The organism is Sodalis sp. RH24 (genome assembly GCF_047324145.1).
Classification (GTDB): Bacteria; Pseudomonadota; Gammaproteobacteria; order Enterobacterales; family Enterobacteriaceae; genus Acerihabitans.
In genome coordinates this window covers 4,637,499-4,658,117 of record NZ_CP178729.1, presented here as the reverse complement: position 1 = coordinate 4,658,117, position 20,619 = coordinate 4,637,499, and the positions used below count along the sequence as shown (strand labels likewise).

General features: G+C 54.5%; 19 protein-coding genes. 7 read left to right on the top strand and 12 right to left on the bottom strand.

The features are described from left to right. Window positions 1-188: 188 nt before the first annotated feature. The 4 genes from map (at window position 189) to ACL2XG_RS21120 (ending at window position 5,207) form a co-directional block, all read left to right on the top strand. Complete coding sequence (map, locus tag ACL2XG_RS21135; RefSeq protein ID WP_410013713.1) at window positions 189-983, top strand: type I methionyl aminopeptidase; 795 nt, start codon at window positions 189-191, stop codon at window positions 981-983. 121 nt (window positions 984-1,104) lie between these two features. After that, the gene (glnD, locus tag ACL2XG_RS21130) at window positions 1,105-3,783 is read left to right on the top strand and encodes a bifunctional uridylyltransferase/uridylyl-removing protein GlnD (protein ID WP_410013712.1); all 2,679 of its coding nucleotides are present in this window, start codon (window positions 1,105-1,107) and stop codon (window positions 3,781-3,783) included. A gap of 76 nt (window positions 3,784-3,859) precedes the next feature. Then, window positions 3,860-4,684, top strand: coding sequence for a 2,3,4,5-tetrahydropyridine-2,6-dicarboxylate N-succinyltransferase (dapD, locus tag ACL2XG_RS21125; protein ID WP_410013711.1), 825 nt, complete (start codon window positions 3,860-3,862; stop codon window positions 4,682-4,684). Window positions 4,685-4,814: 130 nt separating this feature from the next. Further along, a complete protein-coding gene (locus ACL2XG_RS21120; RefSeq protein WP_410013710.1) occupies window positions 4,815-5,207 on the top strand; it encodes a DUF3461 family protein in 393 nt (130 codons plus the stop codon). Window positions 5,208-6,029: 822 nt separating this feature from the next. Here the strand turns inward: ACL2XG_RS21120 and ACL2XG_RS21115 are convergent. The 8 genes from ACL2XG_RS21115 to syd form a co-directional block, all read right to left on the bottom strand. After that, window positions 6,030-6,482 carry a flavodoxin gene (locus ACL2XG_RS21115; protein WP_410013709.1) on the bottom strand — a complete coding sequence of 151 codons (453 nt, stop codon included), beginning with the start codon at window positions 6,480-6,482 and terminating at the stop codon, window positions 6,030-6,032. 14 nt (window positions 6,483-6,496) lie between these two features. Continuing rightward, window positions 6,497-7,288, bottom strand: a complete 792-nt coding sequence (gene truC / locus ACL2XG_RS21110) for a tRNA pseudouridine(65) synthase TruC (protein ID WP_413721332.1) — start codon at window positions 7,286-7,288, stop codon at window positions 6,497-6,499. After that, window positions 7,281-7,637, bottom strand: coding sequence for a YqcC family protein (locus ACL2XG_RS21105; RefSeq protein WP_410013707.1), 357 nt, complete (start codon window positions 7,635-7,637; stop codon window positions 7,281-7,283). The genes truC and ACL2XG_RS21105 overlap by 8 nt, the downstream gene beginning before the upstream one ends. Window positions 7,638-8,001: 364 nt before the next feature. Beyond that, window positions 8,002-10,662, bottom strand: coding sequence for an ankyrin repeat domain-containing protein (locus ACL2XG_RS21100; protein WP_413721333.1), 2,661 nt, complete (start codon window positions 10,660-10,662; stop codon window positions 8,002-8,004). A 523-nt stretch (window positions 10,663-11,185) separates the two neighbouring features. Further along, entirely contained in the window at window positions 11,186-11,383 is a 198-nt protein-coding gene (locus ACL2XG_RS21095; RefSeq protein WP_410013705.1) for a group II intron maturase-specific domain-containing protein, read from the bottom strand. Between the two features lie 175 nt (window positions 11,384-11,558). Beyond that, window positions 11,559-11,843, bottom strand: coding sequence for a reverse transcriptase domain-containing protein (locus ACL2XG_RS21090; protein ID WP_410016737.1), 285 nt, complete (start codon window positions 11,841-11,843; stop codon window positions 11,559-11,561). 123 nt (window positions 11,844-11,966) lie between these two features. Next, complete coding sequence (locus ACL2XG_RS21085; RefSeq protein WP_413721335.1) at window positions 11,967-12,311, bottom strand: hypothetical protein; 345 nt, start codon at window positions 12,309-12,311, stop codon at window positions 11,967-11,969. A gap of 1,097 nt (window positions 12,312-13,408) precedes the next feature. Then, window positions 13,409-13,957, bottom strand: a complete 549-nt coding sequence (syd, locus tag ACL2XG_RS21080) for a SecY-interacting protein (RefSeq protein WP_410013703.1) — start codon at window positions 13,955-13,957, stop codon at window positions 13,409-13,411. Window positions 13,958-14,030: 73 nt separating this feature from the next. On the opposite strand from syd, the gene queF reads away from it, so the two are divergent. The 3 genes from queF to xni all read left to right on the top strand — a co-directional run bounded on the left by queF (window position 14,031) and on the right by xni (window position 17,270). After that, window positions 14,031-14,879: an NADPH-dependent 7-cyano-7-deazaguanine reductase QueF gene (gene queF / locus ACL2XG_RS21075; RefSeq protein WP_410013702.1), complete on the top strand. Its 849-nt coding sequence runs from the start codon at window positions 14,031-14,033 to the stop codon at window positions 14,877-14,879. A 174-nt stretch (window positions 14,880-15,053) separates the two neighbouring features. Further along, window positions 15,054-16,418 carry a nucleotide 5'-monophosphate nucleosidase PpnN gene (gene ppnN, locus ACL2XG_RS21070; RefSeq protein WP_413721336.1) on the top strand — a complete coding sequence of 455 codons (1,365 nt, stop codon included), beginning with the start codon at window positions 15,054-15,056 and terminating at the stop codon, window positions 16,416-16,418. 87 nt (window positions 16,419-16,505) lie between these two features. Continuing rightward, window positions 16,506-17,270 (top strand): flap endonuclease Xni, encoded by a 765-nt coding sequence (gene xni, locus ACL2XG_RS21065; protein ID WP_413721337.1) that lies wholly within the window; start codon window positions 16,506-16,508, stop codon window positions 17,268-17,270. 108 nt (window positions 17,271-17,378) lie between these two features. Here xni and rlmM read toward each other — a convergent pair whose 3' ends face one another. The 4 genes from rlmM to ACL2XG_RS21045 all read right to left on the bottom strand — a co-directional run bounded on the left by rlmM (window position 17,379) and on the right by ACL2XG_RS21045 (window position 20,498). Continuing rightward, the gene (gene rlmM, locus ACL2XG_RS21060) at window positions 17,379-18,479 is read right to left on the bottom strand and encodes a 23S rRNA (cytidine(2498)-2'-O)-methyltransferase RlmM (RefSeq protein ID WP_410013699.1); all 1,101 of its coding nucleotides are present in this window, start codon (window positions 18,477-18,479) and stop codon (window positions 17,379-17,381) included. Continuing rightward, window positions 18,472-18,867: a DUF423 domain-containing protein gene (locus ACL2XG_RS21055; protein ID WP_410013698.1), complete on the bottom strand. Its 396-nt coding sequence runs from the start codon at window positions 18,865-18,867 to the stop codon at window positions 18,472-18,474. Before ACL2XG_RS21055 ends, rlmM begins: the two co-directional genes overlap by 8 nt. A gap of 37 nt (window positions 18,868-18,904) precedes the next feature. Further along, window positions 18,905-19,843, bottom strand: coding sequence for a transcriptional regulator GcvA (locus tag ACL2XG_RS21050; protein WP_410013697.1), 939 nt, complete (start codon window positions 19,841-19,843; stop codon window positions 18,905-18,907). 433 nt (window positions 19,844-20,276) lie between these two features. Then, on the bottom strand, window positions 20,277-20,498 hold the full coding sequence (locus ACL2XG_RS21045; RefSeq protein WP_410013696.1) for a YgdI/YgdR family lipoprotein: 222 nt from the start codon (window positions 20,496-20,498) through the stop codon (window positions 20,277-20,279). Window positions 20,499-20,619: the final 121 nt, after the last annotated feature.

Here is a 20,619-nt window from a genome sequence, read left to right as displayed (position 1 = left end):
CCAAAATACTCTACGCCGATCGTCGGCGCGCTTTATACCATAATCCGCGCCCGGACTCCACTCTTTGTTCAGTCACGGCACCGGCACCAAATGATAATTTGGCAGTCTTATGGCTGGACTGGTAACATTATCCTCTACTTAAGCTTAATCATAATTTGTCGACTTTCACGCCGACTGTGGATCTATTCATGGCCATTCCAATTAAAAATTCCGATGATATCGCCAAAATGCGCGTTGCCGGCCGGCTTGCCGCTGAAGTGCTGGAAATAATCGAGCCCTATGTTGTCCCGGGCGTCAGCACCGGCGAGCTCGATCGCCTGTGCCATGAGCATATCACCGTTCATCAGCACGCCATTTCCGCCAGCCTCGGCTATCACGGTTACCCGAAGTCGGTCTGCATTTCGGTTAACGAAGTCGTGTGCCACGGCATTCCCTCGGATGAAAAAATACTTAAGGACGGCGATATCATCAATATCGACGTGACGGTCATTAAAGATGGCTTCCACGGCGACACATCGAAAATGTTTATCGTCGGCAAGCCGACCATCCTCGGCGAGCGCCTGTGCCGCATCACCAAGGAGAGCCTGTACCTGGCCATCAATATGGTGAAGCCCGGCATTCGCCTGCGCACGCTGGGCAAGGCCATCCAGCAGTTTGTCGAGGCGGAAAATTTTTCCGTGGTGCGCGAATATTGCGGGCACGGCATCGGCGAGGGTTTTCACGAAGAGCCGCAGGTCCTGCACTACGATGCCGATGACGGCGGCGTGATACTGCAGCCGGGCATGGCGTTTACCATCGAACCCATGGTCAACGCCGGCGACTACCGCATCCGCACCATGAAGGACGGCTGGACGGTAAAGACCAAGGATCGCAGCTTGTCGGCGCAATACGAACATACTATTGTGGTCACCGATAGCGGTTGTGAAATCATGACCCTGCGCAGCGACGATACGCTGCCGACGGTCATTACGCACGCGGCCTGATTGTTAACCGCGCGGCGCCCGCCCGCCGGCGGCGTCCCGCGCGCCATGTCTTCTCCTCCCGCGGGTAGTCCGGGGCCGATGTGCCCCGCCCCGGACCTACCGGCTTTACCATGGGTCTCCTATGCCGGATAAAATCCTGCTGTACGCCGACAAGCCCGCCGCCACCGCCGTCCTGCCGGCCAAGCCCGCCTCGCCGCTGACCTGGCCGGACGACGCCTTGAACCGCACTTTTCTCAAAAGCCGGCTGGATGATTTCCAGACCTGGCTGGCCGAGGCGTTTAACGCCGGGGTGTCGGCGGAGACGCTGATCGACGCGCGGGCGCTGTATATCGATCAGCTGCTGCGCCAGCTGTGGCGGTTGTACGGCTTCGGCGCGGCGCCGGAAACGGCGCTGGTGGCGGTAGGCGGCTATGGCCGCGCGGAGCTGCATCCCTTATCGGATATCGACGTGCTGGTGCTGAGCCAGGATCCGCTTTCGGCCACGCAGGCCCATGCCGTCAGCGAGTTGCTGACGCTGCTGTGGGATTTAAAACTGGAAGTCGGCCATAGCGTGCGCACCCTGGAGCAATGCCTGCAGGAAGGGCTGGCGGACCTGACCGTCGCCACCAATTTGATCGAGTCGCGGCTGATCTGCGGCGATGTGGCGTTATTCCTGAAATTGCAAAAGAGCATTTTCAGCGAGGAATTCTGGCCTTCCCGTGAATTTTTCCCGGCCAAGCTGGCGGAGCAGGAAGAGCGGCACCAGCGCTACCACGGCACCAGCTATAACCTGGAGCCGGATATCAAAAGCAGCCCGGGCGGCCTGCGGGATATCCATACCCTGCTTTGGGTGGCCCATCGTCATTTCGGCGCCACGTCGCTGGATGAAATGGTCGGCTTCGGTTTTCTTACCCAGGCCGAGCGCGATGAACTTATCGAATGCCAGAGTTTTCTCTGGCGCATCCGTTTCGCGCTGCACCTGGTGCTGAACCGGTACGATAACCGGCTGCTGTTCGACCGCCAGCAAAGCGTGGCGCAAATCCTGCACTACGGCGGCGAGGGCAATCTGCCGGTCGAACGGATGATGAAGGATTTTTTCCGCGTCACCCGCCGCATCGGCGAGCTGAACCAGATGCTGCTGCAGCTGTTCGACGAGGCCATCCTGGCCCTGGGGCCGGACGATAAACCCCAGCCGCTGGACGCCGACTTCCAGCTGCGCGGCAGCCTTATCGACCTGCGCGACGAAACGCTGTTCGCGCGCGAGCCGGAAGCCATACTGCGCATGTTCTACCAGATGGTGGTGCACCAGAAGATCACCGGCATCTATTCCGCCACGCTGCGCCAGCTGCGCTACGCCCGCCGTCATCTGGCCGAACCCTTGTGCAACAACCCCAAGGCGCGGCAGTTGTTCCTGGCCATCCTGCGCCATCCCGGCGCGGTGCGGCACGCCTTGCTGCCCATGCACCGTCATAGCGTGCTTTGGGCTTATATGCCGCAGTGGAGCAATATCGTCGGGCAGATGCAGTTCGACCTGTTCCATGCCTATACGGTGGATGAGCACACCATCCGCGTCTTGATGAAGCTTGAAAGTTTCGCCGACGAAAAAGTGCGTCCGCAGCATCCGTTATGCGTCGAGCTGTTCCCGCGCCTGGCGCACCAGCATCTGCTGCTGCTGGCGGCGCTGTTCCATGATATCGCCAAGGGGCGCGGCGGCGATCATTCCCAGTTGGGGGCGAAAGACGCGCTGGAATTTGCCGAGCTGCACGGCCTGCACGCCCGCGAAGCCCAACTGGTCTCCTGGCTGGTGCGTTATCATCTGGTCATGTCGGTCACGGCGCAACGGCGGGATATCCAGGATCCGGACGTACTGCGGGAATTCGCCGCCGAGGTGCAAACCGAAAACCGGCTGCATTACCTGCTGTGCCTGACGGTGGCGGATATCTGCGCCACCAATGAAACCCTCTGGAACAGCTGGAAGCAGAGCCTGCTGCGCGAGCTGTTTTTCGCCACCGAAAAACTCCTGCGCCGCGGTATGCAAAGCGCGCCGGATATGCGCGCCCGGATCCGCCACCACCGGATGCAGGCGCTGTCGCTGCTGCGAATGGAGAACATCGACGAAGAAGCGCTGCACGCCATTTGGAGCCGTTGCCGCGCGGATTATTTTCTGCGCCACTCGCCGAATCAGCTGGCGTGGCACGCCCGCCATCTGCTGCGCCACCGGTCCAATGAGCCGCTGGTACTGATAAGCCCGCAGGCCACCCGCGGCGGCACCGAAATTTTCATCTGGAACCAGGACCGTCCCTATTTGTTCGCCGCCGTGACCGGCGAGCTGGACCGGCGCAACCTGAGCGTGCATGACGCGCAGATCTTTACCAACCGCGACGGCATGGCCATGGATACCTTTGTGGTATTGGAGCCGGACGGCAGCCCCCTGGCGCCGGATCGCCATCAGGTTATCGGCCAGGCGCTGCTGCAAACGCTGCAGCCGGGCAAGTATCAGCATCCGCGCGTGCGCCGTCCTTCGCCGAAGCTGCGGCATTTTAATGTCGCCACCTCGGTGGTGTTCCTGCCGACCCATTCCGACAGGCGCAGCTATCTGGAACTGACGGCATTGGATCAGCCGGGCCTGCTGGCCCGCGTCAGCGAGGTGTTCGTCGATATGGGCGTGTCGCTGCACGGCGCCAGGATTTCCACCATCGGCGAACGGGTTGAGGACTTATTTATCCTGGCGGGCAGCGATCGGCGCGCATTAAGTCCGGAAATACAGCAGGAACTGGAACGGCGCTTGACAGAGGCGCTCAATCCAAACGATAAAATATGATACAACGGGTGCGTGCGCGGACGGCAGGTCCGCTGCGCCCATTTATCCATTTGACAAGAGACGGGACTGAGACAGGATGCAGCAATTACAACAGATCATTGAAAACGCCTTCGAGCGCCGCGCGGACATTACGCCGGCCACGGCCGACAGCGTCACCATCGACGCCGTCCAGCGCGTTATCAGCCAATTGGACAGCGGCGCACTGCGCGTGGCGGAAAAAATCAACGGCGAATGGATCACTCATCAATGGCTGAAAAAAGCGGTATTGCTGTCTTTTCGCATCAGCGATAACCAGGTTATGGAAGGGGCGGAAACGCGCTACTTCGATAAAGTGCCGATGAAATTCGCCCAATACGACGCCGCCCGTTTCCAGCGCGAAGGTTTTCGCGTCGTGCCCCCCGCCAGCGTGCGCCAGGGCGCGTTTATCGCCCGCAATACCGTGCTGATGCCTTCGTATGTGAATATCGGCGCCTACGTGGATGAAGGCACCATGGTGGATACCTGGGCGACGGTGGGGTCGTGCGCGCAGATTGGCAAGAACGTTCATCTCTCGGGTGGCGTCGGTATCGGCGGCGTGCTGGAGCCGCTACAGGCCAATCCCACTATTATCGAGGATAACTGTTTTATCGGCGCCCGTTCGGAAGTGGTGGAAGGCGTGATAGTCGAGGAGGGTTCGGTGATCTCCATGGGCGTGTTTATCGGCCAGAGCACCAAGATTTATGACCGTGAGACCGGCGAGGTGCACTATGGTCGCGTGCCGGCCGGTTCGGTGGTGGTTTCCGGCAATTTGCCCTCAAAGGACGGGAGTTATAGTTTGTATTGCGCGGTTATCGTCAAGAAAGTCGACGCCAAGACCCGCGGCAAGGTCGGTATCAATGAGCTGTTGCGTACGATAGACTAATATCTTTAGTGGCGAAAGCGTTAACCGCCCGGATATCTGGCTGCAATCTTAGCCGTTAATCACATTTTATGGCGCCCGCGGGCGTCATAATCATCCCGGAACCCCGGCATTACATACCAGAGGTAGCGCTATGTACGATAATCTTAAAAGCCTTGGCGTTAATCATCCGGACGATATCGACAGATACAGCCTGCGTCAGGAAGCCAATAACGATATTTTGAAAATTTATTTTCGGCGGGATAAAGGCGAATTTTTTGCCAAGAGCGTTAAATTTAAATATCCGCGCCAGCGTAAAACCGTGGTTTCCGATAACGTCGCCGAGGGCTATCGCGAAATTAACGAAATCAGCCCTAACCTGCGTTATGTGATTGACGAGCTGGATCAGCTTTGTCTGCGCGATCAGACCGAGGTGGATTTGAAACATAAGATTTTGGAAGATCTGCGCCATCTGGACAGCGTGGTGTCCAATAAGATCGCCGAGATCGAGGCCGATCTGGAAAAGCTGACCCGCAATAAGCCATAATCCCGCCGGCACGTCCGCCCTTCAACACGTTTGTGTTGAGTTCGGCGTTGGCGGGCCTAGCATGCCATGGGGCCTCGGTCGGGCGGGAAAAGCACGCCCGATTCGACCCCATTGGCACGCTCTCCCTTGAACACGTCTGCGTTAAGTTCGGCGTTGGCGGGCATACCGCGCCATGGGGCCTCGGTCGGGCGGGAACACCACGCCCGATTCGACCCCATCGGCACGCTCTCCCTTGAACACGTTTGCGTTGAGTTCGGCGTTGGCGGGCATACCGTGCCATGGGGCCTCGGTCGGGCGGGAACACCACGCCCGATTCGACCCCATCGGCACGCTCTCCCTTGAACACGTCTGCGTTGAGTTCGGCGTTGGCGGGCATACCGTGCCATGGGGCGCTCGGTCGGGCGGGAACACCACGCCCGATTCGACCCCATCGGCACGCTCTCCCTTGAACACGTCTGCGTTGAGTTCGGCGTTGGCGGGCATACCGTGCCATGGGGCGCTCGGTCGGGCGGGAACACCACGCCCGATTCGACCCCATTGGCACTCCCTCCCTTGAACACGGCTGCGTTGAGATCAGTGTTGGCGGGCCTGGCATGCCATGGGGCGCTCGGTCGGGCGGGAAAAGCACGCCCGATTCGACCCCATTGGCACGCTCTCCCTTGAACATGTCTGCTTTGAGATGGGCGTTGGCGGGCATACCGCGCCATGGGGCCTCGGTCGGGCGGGAAAAGCACGCCCGATTCGACCCCATTGGCACGCTCTCCCTTGAACACGTCTGCGTTGAGTTCGGCGTTGGCGGGTATAGCGCGCCGGGGCTTGACGTTAACTTTTGATCAGTTCGGCCCATTTTTTGACCCAGGGGCCGGAGATCACCTCCGGTTCAGGGTGCGCCAGCGCATCGATTTCCAGCAGCTCCCCCACCCTGACGGCGCCCTGCTCTTGCAACAGCGCGTCAAAGGTATGCCCGGCGCCGCAGAAATTGTCATAGCTGCTGTCGCCCAGGGCAATCAGGCCATAGCGCAGCTCCGGCTGGTAGCCGACATGATCCTTTACCGCCTGGAACAGCGGCGCGATGGAGTCCGGGAAATTTCCCTGCCCGGTGGTGGAGGTCACGATCAGCACATGATGTTGCCGATAATATTGCCAGGACTCCAGCGTGCCCTCGTCAAATAATTTTACCTCGTGGCCCGCCTCGGCCAGGAGGGTTTCCGCTTCTTCGGCGACCAATAAGGCATTACCGTAGACTGTCCCGACAAAAATACCCACTTGGGCCATGCTTTGACTCCCTTTCATTCCGTCAGCGTAGAAGATGCCATATCCTGACCCGATGCCCGGGGAAACTCAACCCTTTCATAGTCAGGGATAATACCGGTCCAGCCGAACCGTACCATCAGATCCTGCCAGGTCTGGTCCCAGCCGGCGTTGATTTTTAACGGTTTCCCGGTGACAGGATGGGTTAACTCCAGGCAGCTGGCGTGCAGCATTAACCGCGCGCAGTCAAAGGTGCGGGCAAATCCGCGATTCTGGCGTAAATCACCGTGGGTGGAATCGCCGATCAAGGGATGGTGCAAATGGGACATATGGCGGCGCAGCTGATGTTTGCGCCCGGTTTGCGGCAGCAGTTCCATCAGGCTGTAGCGGGATGTGGGATAGCGGCCGATAGCCACCGGCATTTCCACCTGCGCCAGCGTCCGGTAATGGCTTATCGCCTGCTGCGGCGCCTTGTCCGGCTGGGCGAATTTGTCAGCTATCTTGTCCAGTTCCTGGGTCAGGGCATAATCGATCACGCCTTCGCCTTCCATATAACCGCGCGCCACCGCATGGTAGGTTTTCCTGATCCCGTGCTGTTCGAACTGTTCGGATAAGCTGCGCGCCACGTCACTGGACAGCGCCAGCAACAGCACGCCGGACGTGGGGCGGTCCAGGCGATGGACGGTAAAGACATGCTGTTCCAGCATGTCGCGCACCGTTTGCATCACCACTATTTTTTCCTTGCGGTCCAGCCAGCTGCGGTGTACCAACCACCCTGCCGGCTTATTGACCGCCACGATATATTCGTCCTGGTAACAGATCTCAATCATGCTGAATTTTCGGCGCCTGCGTAGGGGGATCCTGGGGGGAATCGATATTAAGTAAGTCGTCCAGCCGCTGTAACTGGGTAAGCAATCCGGCGGCGTGCGCAAACGCTTCCTCAAAATAGGGCGTGATGGCGAAGCGCCGCGGTAGTGCCGCCTGCTGATCGAGCAAGGCGTGCATACGCGGCAGCAGGATCCACTGCAGCCACTCTTCGGGGCGCATGGTATCGATACAAAACGGCTCCCGGCTTTCAAACGCCTCGCGCGCCGGCGGCTGCGGCTGCCATATTGACAATGAACGCATCGCCTGCTCAACGGCAAACAGCCGCTGGCGAACCTGTTGGTGGAAATCCATCGTATGCTCCCCGTAAAGGACTGCTGCGCCTGATCTGACAAAGCGGCAAAGCATAGCACTTAACTTTGTCCGGTACTAATTATGACATATAAAGTTAGCCTGATAATTACAGCTGCTGGCACCGGCGACGGCGACCGCGACCGTCTGTAACAATGCGTGGAATAGCCCGAACGCTAAGCGAGGAGATAATCCTGAAAGGCGATACCAGGCGCCATTCAGGATTTTTAAGCATCTTACCCCTCTTAACTTGCGCCCAGCGGGCACGGTTTGATTACCTGCATCCGCTTTTAACCGTCTCGGCTTTGCCCGTATCGCAACCCTATCCTTCTCTATCGGGCTACATATTCATTTGGCAATATTATTGTCAAAATCCAGCTTCATTACATTTTTTGTGCAAAAAATCAATCATTTGCGTATCACCCGTCAGACTGGCGATATACAGAGCCGTTTTCCCGGTTAATTGTGTCGAATCAATTAAAGAGTGATCTTGTTTAACGTAGTTTTCAACCTGATCGAACCGTCCACTTTCCACTGCCAGGAAAAAAGCCGTTTTCAAAGGTAAAGCCGTTTCATCGGTATTGGACTTAATCTTCTCGAACAATTTAACAACGATACTACCCAAATCATTACTAGCAGCCATCATTAACGCATTTACGCCTGATGCATCTTCTAAATTGAAATTGATTTTTTTCTCATTTAACAAAAGTTCTATTATCTCGGTTGCTCCCACTTCAATTGCATATAATAACGATGTTTTGCCGGTATCTGTTTGCATATTCAAATTTAGCTTACCGCTATCAATAAACATCTTGAAAATTTTAATGTCATTCGCTTCGATCGCTATGAATTGAGCTGGAAATGAAGGTCTTTCGGCGCCCAAACTTATCATTTCATTCACATCAAAATTGTTTTTTAAAAGAAATTCAATTATATCGTAACGTTTTTGGGTTAGAGCCATCCAAATACCCATTGGAACTCCATCTTGATCTTTTGAATAAAAATCCGGTTTGTAATCAACAATCAACTTCACTAAATCTAAATCGTCCATATAAATTGAATTTACCAAAGCATCCCACCCATCTCTATCCTTAAAATGAACAGAGGCGTTATTCTCAAGTAAAATTTTAGCCATGTCATAATATTTAGCTGCAATGGCAATTAATAAAGCGGTTTTTCCATTTAGATCGGCATGATTGATATTAGCGCCATGGCTGAGTAATAATTTAACCATTTCTAAATTATTGCTGGCGACCGCGAAGGTCAACGGAGCATTTCCCTTCATGTTGACATGCTCGACGTCCGCGCTCGCGCTATGTTCCAGTAAAAGTTTAGCCATATTTATATCTTCGTTCTTTATAGCTATAAACAGCGCAGTTTCCCCATTATGCTTCTGAGGCATGAGTTTGGCGCCATATTTCAGTAAAACCTGCGCCACTTCGAGGCGCTTCTTATTAACGGACGCAATTAAGGCTTGATCGAGGGCAAGAACTTCATTACCTTGATCGAGATTATTTGCCAATAAAAATTCAATTATCTCAACAGAGATATTATTTTCCAGAGCGTAAAACAAGGTTGTCTTACCATGAAGATCTTTGTAATTTATGTTATAAGTTTTCTTATTATTAGTTATTAATTTCTTAACCATCTCGGTATCATTATATGTCAAGGCATACATCACGAATTTGTTCATTGACTCGGCATAATCTTTTTCATTAAAAATATTATTATTTATACAAAACAATAAAGCCTTGTAACGTTTTTCGTTATCAATATTATTGGAAAAATCCTTAATATCTATTAACCATTCGGTGTCAAAAAAATAAGAAACTTTTTCCGTTAATGTATTATCAATAGCGAAATACAAAAGTTCAGAACTTTGGTTGCCACTTATTTTATTTTGTTGTAATAATTCAAGAGTAACAAGGCTACGAATATCTGAATTTTTATCTAAAAACCAAAATATATTGGCCGCTGACATTAAACTGAAGTCGGGAGTGCTAATTTCATTTTTTAATGTAGCTTGTCCAGAATCCACAAGCGCCGTGGCCAAGGCAATATAAATACCTTCAGCATTCGGCAACAAGTGATATTGGCCGGCTATATCACCTTCCTCTACAATCGCCCAATCATTTATTTTAAGGGAAATAACCTCTGGGCTGCCAAAGATGGCGCGATATCCTTCTACAGTCAAATAACATTGAGTACCGTCGATAACATGGTTAGCTTTTTTATTACTAATATTTACAAGCTGCTCATAAATACAATCACCATATTTTTTTATTAGCGCGGGCACCTGACAGTTATTATTAATCTCTATCAATAAACGTGGAAATAGTTCACTGATTTCTTCTTTCATATGCACGCCATGGAAAGGATCGCTGTCAGAGCTTGCCAAATTCCAGTTATGTTCTTTGTTTAGCATCAATTTATAAGCATTGACATAATGTATTTCCATAGCTACGGATATAGATTGGTGATTATTACTCACAAACCAGGAAATCACATCATTCGCTATCGTGTTTTTTTCATTTTCAAGTTTTTCAACCAACCCTGCACTTTTGATTAGATTAATTTTATGGCACGTCTGTTGGATTCTAATCAGTGAACCGGAAACACAATATTCAAGATCGCTGAGCGTATTTCTAACTTCATCTACTATCGTCTCGCATATTGGTTTCTTAAGGGATTTTAATTGCAGAAGCCAATTACTAAGCTCATGATATATATTATATTTAATCGAGGGATGTATCTCACTTGGGTCTGCCAATTTTTGAATGAATATATTTATAGACTTGCTTAAATGCTTATCAAATCCCATTATATCAATTATATCATCGAAATCATTCTTCACTTGAAGAATATATTTTGTTAAAAACATTTTTTCAAAAGACTCAATTTCCCCATGGACCTCTTTTGTATAAATAATTCTTATTTCTTTCTTGAGAAAATGATTATTATTTTTACCTTCTTCCATCAGTGAAGAAAGGGTATGATTTAAATTTTGTTGTACATTATTTATGGGCATAATCAGTTCTCATTATTATAAGATGAGCGAATCAGGTTGCCAGCGTACTGTTTTTTCTAGAAAAAACACAATTATAATAGCGGGCTTTATAAACAAAACATTCACTTGTTGATGTTTGGTTGATGCCGGCGGGTAAATTCAAATAAATAGATATCTAATAGATTTAATTATATTTAATTTCTTTTAACCGGCAGGAAAATCCAGGGGGGCAACGCACGGCAAAATACTTTGCGTAATAGGCGGCGCGCCATCGAGTAGGCGGCGGGATTGCTCCTACCGTCCTCTCACGGCACCGTACTCACGGTTCCGTATACGGCGCTTCATTTACAGCGCTGGAACTCACTATACAACTCCAGCAGTGTTCATAGTCCTAAGCGCTCGAACACTTTCTTCGCTAACGCGTGGTTCATATGACTGGCCCCCGCGTTCTACCAGAGACCCCGTCGGATCGTCGCCGATATTCACGCCCTTTCTTCACCTAGGCCTATTTTCATCAGCATCCTTGCCCGCTTGCTCGTCCTTTTCAAGTGCCGCCACAGCAGTAACGCAGTTTACGGCGAACCCAGCCATCCATTTCGTCCAGTATCCCTTTGACTTTGGTCAGCCGGCAGTAACTTATCCACCTTCGTAGCACCGGCGCAAGCCCGCCGATCACCGTTTTCAGCGCTTTTGAACAGTCGCCTGTCGTCAGGCTGCGGATTTTATCCTTCAGCCTTGCCACGCTGCTCGCGGCTATCTTCAGTTTTACCCGTTTGTGCCACGTCAGGCTATATCCCTGGAACTTGCGCTCTCAGGGCCCGGCCATCGCGCTTTTGTTTGGAATTACCGACAGATGGAGATGCTTTTACAGGTACCGGCTTATCGAGTTCATCGCCTTTTCCCCGCTTTGCGAGTGCTCACGTATTATTACAGTCATCTGCGTAACGGCGGAACCGGCGCCCCCTGCGCTCCAGCTCAAGGTCAAGGTCGGTCAATCGCAGGTTGCAGAGTAACGGCGATAACGGACTGCGCTGCGACATTCCCTCCCGTCGCTTTGTCGCCACCTTACCATTGACCAGGTCCGCTTCCAGGTACCGCCTGATGGGCTTGAGCAATCTGGCATCTTTGATTTTGCGGCTTCGTCTCGACATCATGATATTGTGGTTAACCCGGTCAAAGAATTTTTCCAGATCCCTATCCACCACGCAGCGCCGACCACTTCGCACTTAGGCCTGTGCTTGACGCACTGCCTGCCATGCGTTGAGTCCCGGCCTAAAGCCGTAGCTAAACTCGGAAAACGTAGGCTCATAGTAAGGGGTAAGGTGCTATTGGATGGCCTGCTGGATCAATCGGTCCACGGCCGTGGGGATACCCAGGACTCTGACTACGCCATTAGGTTTGGGGAGCTCGACCCGACGTATCGCCCGCGGTATAAAGCTACCGTCCAGCGGGGCCGCTTTGACCGTCGGCCAAAGCCGTTTCAGCCAGTCTTTGAGTTCCCCGAGGCCCAGGGTATTTACACCCGGCGCGCATTTGTTCTCAATCACCCGCTGACGGGCCAGCACCCGGTTGCTGCGGGTTATCACCGCTTCGATTGACAACGGTTGTTCCGCTTTCGTTTGCTCAGGTTGCGCCGTGCGCATTTCAGCATCCGCGTCAGACTCTTGCAAATACTATGCGCTTCCTCCTGTCCGGGCCGCGGTATTCTGCGCTTGTGCCTCATCAATACGCATCGAAATAACCTGTCCTGATCACGGTTGTAAATGTTCAGCCCTTCACCATGCCGGTTTTGCACCGCTACTACGGGCCTCGGCTGACTTCTGTACGTTCATTCCGTCGCCTCTCAGCGCTCGGTAGTACCATGGCAAACGTATAGCTCTCCCCGGATGATGCGCGTGACCTCCCTGCTTATACCTCTCCACTGTATGTCACAGCGTTCTGTGCAAGTATTAGGGCTTTGATGATATTTGCCTCCTTATCCCGCTGTCTCGCCTAAACCGATCCCTGTTCGTTAGGCCAGCATGTTGCCTTCAGCTGCCTTCAGATCCCACCTCGCGGTGGGCACCCTTGCCGTTCAGCTAGCACGTCCCCCTCGCCGGGTGTGCAGAGGGCTTTCACCGCCAAGTCGCCCCTTAACCACCACGGTCAAGGGACAGCGCCTGTCAAGACGCTACGCGCCATGCCCGGCGCGCCAAAGAAAAGGGGGTACTGTATCGCTACAGTACCCCCGGTTCGTTTATAGCAATCCCGCTATTGTTGTGCTCCCTGCCTTCATCCATGATAAGCGTTATATTCACGATAACTTGGCAACACTCCTTGTCGGCAATCTCCATCCGTGAAAGCCGCCTACGTTCTCCAACGTATTTCCTGCAGGCATTCCCGCCCCGCCGGTACTCCCTGACCCGCGCACATTCTCCATCCTGGAGGTGTCCCGCTCATCATCCTGAATCGTCCGGGCCTCTTCATGAAGCCATCCCTGTTGCAGCCCGTCCTGGGCCCTTCCCTAATAGGCTGGCCCAATACCAACGGCGTTTGCCGCGTCCTGAACCGAATGGTAAGATCGCTTAATCGAACCGCTTATACAAGACGATCACTGTTAATAGCGAACATTGTTTACCACCGCACTGTTAATTCTGCTAATTAATTTATTGATTAATAGCGTTTAATTCCGCTTTCCAGTGATTAAAAAAACCTGAATTAATAGCTTTGTCTTACATGAAATGTAAGAGATCTCTCACATGCATTGTTGCAAAACCCGCTCGGTTTTTCATGTAACACAGGGATCGAGGCGGGATAAAAAGTCCTGCAGCGTCGGCGCCAGCACCGTATTTTTTTTCCGGCCGACTTCTTCGAGCAGGACTTCGCCGGTCAGGTTGGATAAAGACACCAGGCTGAGCTCGGAGTCGGTGGTGGCGATAAATACGCTGGGAGGGAGCTTAAGCCGCTTTTGCATCAGCAGGTGGCCGATGAGGTTTTCCTGGATGCGCACCCCGTCCGCCGCGCTCCAGACTTGCAGCAGCTCCAGGGGTTGGCCCTGGAAAGAGGCGGCCATATCGCCGGCAAGCTGGGTGCAATAAAAATCCCAGGCCGCCGGACGCAGCTGCATGTCCATCGCCCGCTCGACGCCGGCGAGGGTCAGCGCCTCTTCCGGCTGGCGCGGTTGCCAGACTACCCGGCCGTCGTCCTCACTTACCACGCAGGGAGAAGGAACGCCATACAGCGCCTGGCTGGCGGGCCCATGGCCGGTGAGAGACTGCCAGTGGCGCAGATAACGGCGGGTGAAATCCTGTAATGACTGTGACACTTGGTAATCCATATTCTCTCTCATCTTACGACTCTCTACGTTACACTAAGCGCATTGCACTACGGAACATGCCGGATACTCTATTATGTCCTTGAATGAAGAACGCCACACCCTGGATCATTTGACGCTGGGTAAACCCACCGCCTATCGCGACCGGTACGACGCCACGCTGCTGCAGGCGGTGCCGCGCGCGCTCAATCGCGAGCCGCTGGGCATCGACGCGCGGGCGCTACCGTTTCACGGCGCCGATATCTGGACGCTTTATGAACTGTCGTGGCTCAACGATAAGGGCCTGCCCCAGGTCGCAATGGGTGAAGTCATCCTGAACGCGCAAAGCCTTAACCTGATTGAATCCAAAAGCTTTAAGCTCTATCTTAACAGTTTCAATCAAACCCGGTTTGCCGACTGGGCCACGGTGCGGGAAATATTAACCCGCGATCTCGCCCGGTGCGCCGTGGGCGAAGTGGGCGTTACGCTGTTCAGGCTCGGCGAGCTGACAAATCAGCCGGTTGCCGATTTTACCGGCGAGTGCATCGACGAGCAGGACATCGCCATCGATGACTACGCCTTCAACGCCGATTGGCTGAAGAATGCCGCCGCGGGCGCCCAGCCGGTCAGCGAAACCCTGGTCAGCCACGTGCTGAAATCCAACTGCCTGATTACCCACCAGCCCGACTGGGGGTCCGTCCAAATCAGCTACCGGGGCCCGCGTATCGATCGCGAAGCCCTGCTGCGTTATCTGGTATCGTTTCGCCAGCATAATGAATTTCACGAGCAATGCGTGGAGCGGATTTATACCGATCTGATGCGTTTTTGCCGGCCGGAGCGCTTAGCGGTGTACGCGCGTTATACCCGGCGCGGCGGCCTGGACATCAATCCCTGGCGGAGCAATACGGATTTTGTCCCGTCAAAAAGCCGCCTGGCGCGGCAATAATGCGCGCAGGCGCGCAACTCAGAGGCATTTTGGCGCGGACCGTTGGTAAAACCGCGCCGATATTATTATGGTTAACCTGACTAGAAAACAGCGAACGCGCCGCCATCGTGCGCTCCGGCGGCCGCGTCGACTGTCTGTTTGCATTTTGTGCCGAGTCGCACACAAGGAGTTATATTGATTACGCATATCAGCCCCCTTGGCTCAATGGATTTATTGTCACAACTCGAAGTCGATATGCTCAAGCGTACCGCCAGCAGCGATCTTTACCGCTTATTCCGCAACTGTTCGCTGGCGGTGCTCAATTCCGGCAGCCAGACCGACAGCAGCAAGGAATTGCTGGCCCGCTATCAGGATTTCGATATCAACGTGCTGCGCCGCGAGCGCGGCGTCAAGCTCGAGCTGGTCAACCCGCCCGAGGAAGCCTTTGTCGACGGCCGGATTATCCGCTCGCTGCAGGCGAACCTGTTCGCGGTGCTGCGCGATATCCTGTTCGTCAACGGCCAGATTGTCAGCGCCGGCCATCATCAGCACCTGGACATGGCCAACTCCGTCCATATCACCAACCTGGTGTTTTCCATCATGCGCAACGCCCGCGGCCTGCACGTGGGCGAGGCGCCGAACATGATCGTCTGCTGGGGCGGGCATTCCATCAATGAAACCGAATATCTTTATGCGCGCAATGTCGGCAGCCAACTGGGCCTGCGCGAGCTGAATATCTGCACCGGCTGCGGTCCGGGCGCCATGGAGGCGCCCATGAAAGGCGCGGCCGTGGGCCATGCCCAGCAGCGCTACAAGGAAGGGCGTTTTATCGGCATGACCGAACCCTCTATTATCGCCGCCGAGCCGCCTAACCCGCTGGTCAACGAGCTGATTATCATGCCGGATATCGAAAAACGCCTCGAAGCCTTCGTGCGTATCGGCCATGGGATCATTATCTTCCCCGGCGGCGTGGGCACTGCCGAAGAGCTGCTTTACCTGCTCGGCATCATGATGAACCCGGAGAATAAACACCAGGTGCTGCCGCTGATCCTGACCGGTCCCGGCATCAGCGCCGATTATTTCCGGGTCCTGGACGAGTTTATTGTCAGCACCCTGGGCGAGCAGGCCCGCCGGTATTACACCATCATTATCGACGATGCCGCCGAAGTGGCCCGGCGCATGAAAAAAGCGATGCCGGAAGTGAAGGAAAACCGTCGCAACACCGGCGACGCCTACAGCTTTAACTGGTCGCTGCGCATCGCGGCGGACCTGCAGCATCCGTTCGACCCGACCCATGAAAATATGGCCAACCTGAACCTGCATCGCGACCAGCCGGCCGAACAGCTGGCCTCCGCGCTGCGCCGGGCCTTTTCGGGCATCGTGTCCGGCAACGTCAAGGAAACCGGCATCCGCCTGATTGAGCAGTACGGTCCCTATAAGCTGCATGGCGACCCGGCCATCATGAAACGCATGGACGCCCTGTTGCAGGGTTTTGTCGCCCAGCACCGGATGAAGCTGCCCGGCAGCGCTTATATCCCCTGCTACGAGATTTGTATTTAATCCCGCGCCTCGCGGCCCGGCAGGGCGGCACCACGGCTTACCGGCCCGGCTTGCCGCCGCGCCGGTAAATGATCAGGACGGTATGCCATGTCGGTTCACTTATTGATTGTCGATGCGTTAAACCTGATACGCCGCATCCACGCGGTGCAGGGAGCGTCCTGCGCGGCCTCCTGCCTGCATGCGCTGCAGCAGTTAATCCTGCACAGCGCGCCGACTCACGCGGTGGCGGTATTCGACGATGAGGAACGTCATGAGAGCTGGCGGCACCAGCGGTTGCCAGGCTATAAGGGCGGCCGCTCGCCGATGCCTGAGGATTTGCGGCTCCTGCTGCCGGACATCAAACAGTCTTTTGCCCGAACGGGCGTATCCAGCTGGCAGGCGGCGGGCTATGAAGCGGATGATATTGCCGCGACGCTGGCATGCAAAGTGGCCGCGGCGGGCCACCGCGTGACGCTGGTTTCCACCGACAAGGGATATTGCCAACTGCTGTCGCCGTCGATTCAAATCCGTGATTATTTCCAGAAACGCTGGCTGGATATGCCGTTCGTCACCCATACCTTTGGCGTACAGCCGCGGCAGCTTACCGATTACTGGGGCCTGGCCGGCATCAGCGGCAGCAAAATCCCGGGCGTCACCGGCATCGGTCCCAAAACCGCCGCCCTGCTAATCGGCCAGGCCGGATCCTTAGCCGCGCTGTATCAGCAATTGGATCAACTGGGCGGCAAGTGGCGCGCCAGGCTCGAACAGCAGCGGGAAATAGCCTTTACCTGCCAACAGGTGGCGACGCTTGATACCGGCATCCATCTGGATGGCAATCTGCAGCAATTAAGATTGGGTACAAGGCCGTTATAACCGACGCCGCCTGGGTTTAATCCACCACCCTCGCCTGCGTTGGGAAGACCGGGGCCGGCCTGACGACGCCATGGTGAGCGAGAATAATGATTAACTTGACCCCGGGCTTCAGCGTTCGTCCCGCCGTCCCGGCACCGCGCTCCAGAACCGGCGGATATGCACCGTCACCTCTTCGCGATCGTGGTAAAGCTGCTTGGCGTGGACCTCGGAATGAATATCATTTTCCTTCAGGGCCGCGCGCAGCAGCGCCAGGTTCTGGCTCACTTCCTCGTAGCGCTTTTTCATCGGCAGCTTAAGATTGATGATAGCCTCGCGGCACCACCCCTTGACCAACCAATCGGCGGCCAACTGCGCCACCCGCGCCGGTTTTTCCACCATATCGCAGACCAGCCAGTACACATTATTGCGCGGCGGCTCGAACCTGAATCCATCCTCGCGGTGGTGGATGACCTGCCCGGTCGCCATCAGGCTCTCGGCCATGTCGCCGTTATCCACCGCATGCACCATCATGCTGCGCTGGACCAGCTGATAGGTCCAGCCGCCGGGGCAGGCGCCCAGATCCACCGCGTACATGCCGCTGCCCAGCCGTTCATCCCATTCATCACGTGGAATAAAAACATGAAATGCCTCTTCCAGCTTCAGCGTGGAACGGCTCGGCGCCTCGGACGGGAATTTCAGGCGTGGGATGCCCATATAAAACGGCGAGTTGTTATTGCTATAGGAATACCCGACATAACAGCAGCCCGGGGCAATAAAAAACACGTGGATCACCGGACGGAACGGCTCTTCCCGCACGGCCAGTATTTTCTGCGCGCGCAGGACCCCGCGCAGCGGCACGGTAAATTTGCGGCAGAACTTCATCAGTTCCTTGCTTTCATTGGTATCCGGCACTTCCACCCGCAAATCGCCGGCGCCCTTCACCGCGCCGGTCAGCATGCCGACTATCGGCGTGATGCGGTCGTCCACCGGCAAATCGCGCAGCAGTTCCCCGGTGAGCAGCATTTGCCGGGCAAAGATCAACTCGCGAAACGGCAGCTCGCGGATCAGCCGGTCTGCTTCTTCATGCTGATAGCATTCAAAGATCACGTAGCCGCTGTTGTCCTTAACCCGCGCAAAACCATAGATTTCCAGGGCGCCGGCTTTTTCGGTAATCTCCGAGGCGCACTCTTTTTCAAATCCGGGTCGGCAATATAAAATAACTTTATTCACGGCGATCGGCCTTTTTCTTCAGACGCAGCGCGCCAATTAACATTAACGTCCAACCCGCCACAAAGCAGGCCCCGCCTATCGGCGTAACATAAACCCACAGACGCAGATGCGACAGCGACAGGCAATAGAGGCTGCCGCTAAACAGGACAATACCGATGGCCAGCAGCGCACCGCTCCAGTAAAACCACACACTGGCGTTACGCTGCATGGCAACCCCCAGCGCCATCACGGCCAGGGTGTGAAATCCTTGATACTCCAGGCCGGTTTTCAGCCAGGCCAATTCCAGCTCGCCCAGCGTCTGGCTAAGGATATGGGCGCCGAAAGCGCCAAGGGCGACATAGATTAGACCACTGACGGCGGCAAATACCAACATAGCGCGACTACGCATCGTATTAATCCTGATTAGGGTGTTATTTTTGTGATATTTATTCGGATTCAACCGTATGACCGTTATTATAACGGAAACGGAATTTTTCCTGTTCGCTCGCCGCGCGCCCGATGATCCATTGGCGAAAGGCGGCTATTTTACCCACTTCCGCCTGGCTGTCATGACAAACCAGATAAAAAGCGTTTTTACTGACCAATACGTCGTTAAACGGACAGGTCAGCCTGCCCGCCTCGATTTCCGTCTGCGCCATGACATTATTGGCCAGCGCCACCCCCTGACCATGGATGGCGGCCTGCAGTACCATGGCGCTGTGACTGAAAATCGGCCCCTGCTGCACGTTAAGATGAGTCAGTCCCAACTGACGGGTATAGGCCTGCCAGTCCCGGCGCGACGCATCATGCAGCAGGGTATGATAGGCTAAATCCCCGGGCGTTTTCAGCGGGTGCGCCCCACTCAGCAGGGCGGGCGCACAGACCGGCAGCAAATATTCGGCATACAGTTTTTCCACCCGCAGCCCGGGCCAGTTGCCGCGGCCGTAAAAGATGCCGACGTCTACGTCATCGGCCAGTTTGTCCTCTTCGCGATCCACCGCCTGGATCAGGACATCAATCCCCGGCCAGGCGCTATTGAAGCTGGATAAACGCGGCACCAGCCACTGAATGGCGAAACTGGGCAACAGGCTGACCGTTAACGCGCCTTTGGCGCTGCGCGATTGCAGCCGGCGCGTGGCGTCGATGAGCGCCGAGAAAATTTCCTTGATATCCAGGTAGTAGCTTTGTCCTTCCTCGGTGAGCAACAGCGATCGGTTACGGCGGCGAAACAGCTTCAACCCAAGGAAATCTTCCAGGGACTTGATCTGGTGACTGACGGCCGCCTGGGTGACGAACAGCTCCTCGGCCGCTTTGGTAAAGCTTAAATGACGGGCGGCGGCATCAAATACCCGCAAGGCATTTAGCGGCGGTAAGCGTTTAGACATGGGCGAGACGCTTTTCTGCGCCGGTGGCAAGTAAGATGGGCACGAAGAATTGACCTATTAGTTTTTTTTATCCGAGACATTATAATTTGTCCGTTGTGGATGCACCAGCAAATACCTATAGTATCGCTCTACCACGCGGGCCGGAACGAAAGGTAAGTCTGGATTTTGCCATTCAGGCGAGCTTTTGGCCTGCGGTGTGGTGTTGTGTTTGCCCTTTTTGGTCTGTCTTTCGGGCCTGTGGTATTTACGGTAACCGGTCTTATCGTGCCAGGTGACTATTTTTTATTCTTTTCAGCCTTACTGAACATTTTTCTGTCTGTCCAATACGTGAAATATGTAGCACCGCCTGAGGCGGTGCTTTTTTATGCCTGATAACCGGCAATCATGAAGTGCGGCAGGGTTTGGTATTGTCCGGCTTGGCAAAAACGGGCGCTTATTGCGCCTTCATCATTTCTTTGACATCGGAACTGTTGATTTGCTGCTCGGTGCCGTTGGCGTCTTGATAACCGATCATGCCAGTTTCATCATCAACCTTTGGTTTGCCGGACGTCACGATGGTGCGCCCGTCGTTGGTGTGCATAACATAGTTGCTTGAACATGCGCTTAGCGTCAGGGCAAACAAAAAAGCGGATAGCATTGCGGCTGTTTTCTTCATCGTTATCTCCTTGCAATCTCATTTTAAAAATAAAAAATCACCACTTAATTCTGTTATTAAGCTTCCAGGCAGGCAGGTATTTTGCTTACCTGATAATAATCAGCATAACAAGCATTGTTCA